Below are 3,340 nucleotides of genomic sequence, written 5' to 3' on the forward strand. Positions count from 1 at the left end.
TCTCCCTGTCGCTGAAGGCGACCCAGGAAGACCCGTGGCTGTACGGAACCACGGTCCGGCTCCTGCGGCAGGCGGAACGGGTGGGCGTCCGACGGCTCCGGGGGTATGCGTATGCGTGCGGCCGCGGGCCGGGCGCGGTCGAGCGCGCCCGTACGGCGGCCGCACGGGGGTGCGGCTCCGCGCCCCTAAGGTTGGACCAGCGGCCGGAGTTCGGGAGGATGCGCCGATGGCGAAGCGGGAGGCGCGGTCGGCACGGGACAGCGTGTGGCTGCGGGAGGCGCCGCGGCGCGGCGGGCGCGCGGGGCAGCCCTCCGGCCTGGACCGGGAGCGGATCACCGCGGTGTCGGTGCGGCTGCTGGACGCCGAGGGGCTGGCGAGGTTCTCCATGCGGCGGCTGGCCGGTGAGCTGAACGTCACCGCGATGTCCCTGTACTGGTACGTGGACACCAAGGACGACCTGCTCGAACTCGCCCTGGACGCGGTCTACGGCGGGCTGCGGCTGCCCGCCGAGGAGGACGGCCCCGACTGGCGGGAGCAGCTGCGGGCGCTGGCGGCCGAGTACCGGGCCCTGCTCGTGCGCCATCCGTGGCTGTCGCGGCTGGCCGGGCAGTACCTGAACATCGGCCCCAACTCGCTGGGATTCTCCCGCAGCGTGCGGCGGACGCTCGGCCGGGCCGGGCTGCCCGAGCACCGGGTGATGGGCGCCATCTCGGCCGTCTTCCAGTTCGTGTACGGCTACGGCACGACAGAGGCCCAGTTCATGTCCCGGATCGCGGACTTCGGCCTGAGCCCGGACGACTACTACCAGCAGGCCGTGAACTCGGTCCGGCAGGACCCGGCGACCGCCGACTCCGTCCGCGAGTCCCGGTCGATCATGGACGCCCGCGGCGGCGGCACGGTCGCCGAGATGATGGACCGCGACTTCACCTTCGCCCTGGACCTGCTGATCGCCGGGATCGAGGCGATGGTCGAACGCGGCTGACCGCTCCCCGCGGACGGAGCGCCGGGCCGGGCCCCGTCCGCCGGGGCCGGCCGGGTTCAGCCGTCCGAGGCCAGCCGGGCCGGGAAGCCGCCGGTGGCGACGGGGCCCCAGCGCTCCGGGGTGATCCGGATGATCGACTTGCCCTGCTTGAGCATGGCGGCGCGGTACTCGTCCCAGTCGGGGTGTTCGCCGGCGATGTTGCGGTAGTACTCGACCAGCGGTTCCACGGAGTCGGGGGAGTCGACGACCTCGGCGGTGCCGTCGATCTGCACCCAGGGGCCGTTCCACTCGTCGCTCAGGACGACCACGCTGACCCGGGGGTCACGCTTGGCGTTGCGGGTCTTGGCGCGCTCGGGGTAGGTCGAGACCACGATCCGGCCCGAGTCGTCGACCCCGCAGGTCAGCGGGGACGCCTGCGGGCCGCCGTCGGCGCGGCGGGTGAGGAGCAGGGCGCGGTGGCGGGGGCGTACGAACTCCAGCAGCTCGTCCAGCGATACACGGGTGTTGGTCGCGATGTTCGGTGCCATGGGCGCAGCCTAGAGGCCGGGCCGCGGGCTCAGCCTGACCCTGCTGGGCACAGGCTCGGCGCGTCACCGTTCCGGGCGCCGGTGGAAGGTCACTTCACCGCAATGGAGCAGCTAGAGTTCTGATGTCCTGTGCTCGCAGTCGGGAATGTGCTGCGGAGCTCTCCTGCGCATGGCCGTACGGCCGTGCAAGCCGAGAGGTTCGTGGTGGCTGCATCCGACTTTTCCGAAGTGCCCCGATTTTCCGGGGGCCTTGAGCTGGCCGAGGCCCTAACGGCGGCGGCTCACGAACTCCACACGACGACGACCCCCGGCGCCACGCTCGACACGGCCGTCCGGCTGGCGGTGCATCTGCTGCCCGGCGCCGAGCGCGCCGGCGTCTTCGAGATCGAGCGCGGGGAGACGCTGCGCACGGTCGCCTGGACCGATGACGTCGTGCGCGTCGCCGAGGCCCCGGACCGGCCGTACTGGGAGCGGCTGTGGACCTCACCGGTGGTACGCGTGGAGGACAGCGCCGGCGACGACGGCGAGCGGCACGAGCTGCGCTCGGTGCTGTCCATGCGGCTGCGCGCCGACAAGCGCCGGCTCACCGTGCTCACGGCCTACTCCCGGGAGCCGCACGCCTTCGACGAGAGCGCCGCCCGCCTCGGCCGGCTGTTCACCGCGCATGTCAGCCTCGCCCTGAACTCGGTGACGGTCCGCGAGCAGCTGACGGAGGCCATGCACACCCGGGACCTGATCGGGCAGGCCACCGGGGTCCTGATGGAGCGCCTGGACATCGACGCGGCGGCGGCCTTCGAGAGCCTGGTGCGGGCCTCCCAGCGGGAGAACATCAAGCTCCGTGACCTGGCCCGCCGCATCGTCGGCTCGGCGGAGGGCTAGGGCCGCGACCGGAAAGGTTCACCGGCTCGCGAACCTTTCCGGTCACGGCACTAGGCGGCCGGCAGCGAGTCGCCCTGGACCGCCTGGATGTCCAGCTCCACCTTCAGGGTGGTGCCGATGGCGGCGATGCCCGCCTGGAGGACCTGGTTGTAGTTCATCGCGAAGTCCTCGCGGCGCAGCTCCGCGGTGGCGCGGAAGGCGGCGCGGGTGCCGCCCCAGGGGTCCGCGCCGGTGCCGAGGTAGGCCAGGTCCAGGTCGACCGGACGGACCACGCCGTGCATGGACAGCTCGCCGTGCACGGTCCAGCGGTCCGGGCCGGCCTGCGTCAGACCGGTCGAGCGGTAGGTGATCTCCGGGTGGCTCTCGATGTCGAGGAAGTCGCCGGAGCGCAGGTGGGTGTCGCGCATGCCGTTGCCGGTGTCGACGGAGGCCGCCCGGATCACCGCCTCCACCCGGGACTTGGCGATGTCGTCCGGCGCGATCTCGATCGTGCCGCCGAACTCCGTGAACCGGCCGTGCACGCTGGAGATGCCCAGGTGCTGGGCGACCGCGGCGACGGAGGAGTGCGCCGGGTCGATCGTCCAGGGGCCGGGCGGCGGCAGCTCGGTGCCGCCCTGGCGGGCCAGCGTCACGGTGCCGACCTCGGCCCGGCCGCTCGCGGTGACGATCGCGCTGGACGCGGCGGGCGCGTACCCGATGGCCGTCACGATCACGGTGTACGCCCCCGGCGCCAGCTCGGTGGCGTCGCGCACGGCTCCCTCGGCGTCCGCCTCGGCCCGCAGCACCTGCGTGCCGGTCATGTCGGTCACCGTGACGACCGCGTGCGACACGGCCCACCCGTCCCGCGTACGGATCTTCGCGGTCAGTCCCATCCCGTTTTCTCCCTGAAAAGCCTTACAAAATGGTCGCATGAAACCGGCCCGTGGCGGGGTGCGTCTCCGCTCGGGACGCA

General features: G+C 72.7%; 4 protein-coding genes. 2 read left to right on the forward strand and 2 right to left on the reverse strand.

Annotated features, from left to right (window positions below; genetic code table 11):
* The first annotated feature begins 226 nt into the window (after positions 1-226).
* Entirely contained in the window at positions 227-982 is a 756-nt protein-coding gene (locus ACWEN3_RS44015; RefSeq protein ID WP_452983629.1) for a TetR/AcrR family transcriptional regulator, read from the forward strand.
* A 56-nt stretch (positions 983-1,038) separates the two neighbouring features.
* On the opposite strand, the gene ACWEN3_RS44020 is transcribed toward ACWEN3_RS44015, so the two are convergent.
* The gene (locus tag ACWEN3_RS44020; RefSeq protein WP_452983632.1) at positions 1,039-1,509 is read right to left on the reverse strand and encodes a PPOX class F420-dependent oxidoreductase; all 471 of its coding nucleotides are present in this window, start codon (positions 1,507-1,509) and stop codon (positions 1,039-1,041) included.
* A gap of 204 nt (positions 1,510-1,713) precedes the next feature.
* Between ACWEN3_RS44020 and ACWEN3_RS44025 the strand changes: the two genes are divergently transcribed.
* Positions 1,714-2,388 carry a GAF and ANTAR domain-containing protein gene (locus tag ACWEN3_RS44025; RefSeq protein ID WP_452983635.1) on the forward strand — a complete coding sequence of 225 codons (675 nt, stop codon included), beginning with the start codon at positions 1,714-1,716 and terminating at the stop codon, positions 2,386-2,388.
* Between the two features lie 50 nt (positions 2,389-2,438).
* Here ACWEN3_RS44025 and ACWEN3_RS44030 read toward each other — a convergent pair whose 3' ends face one another.
* Positions 2,439-3,260 (reverse strand): YceI family protein, encoded by an 822-nt coding sequence (locus tag ACWEN3_RS44030; RefSeq protein ID WP_452983637.1) that lies wholly within the window; start codon positions 3,258-3,260, stop codon positions 2,439-2,441.
* Positions 3,261-3,340: the final 80 nt, after the last annotated feature.

The organism is Streptomyces sp. NPDC004561 (assembly GCF_053602155.1).

Excerpts from the sequence above, each read along its gene's own strand:
- ACWEN3_RS44020 (WP_452983632.1), bottom strand. The coding sequence starts at position 1,509 with ATGGCACCGAACATCGCGACCAACACCCGTGTATCGCTGGACGAGCTG.
- ACWEN3_RS44030 (WP_452983637.1), bottom strand. The coding sequence starts at position 3,260 with ATGGGACTGACCGCGAAGATCCGTACGCGGGACGGGTGGGCCGTGTCG.
- ACWEN3_RS44015 (WP_452983629.1), top strand. The coding sequence starts at position 227 with ATGGCGAAGCGGGAGGCGCGGTCGGCACGGGACAGCGTGTGGCTGCGG.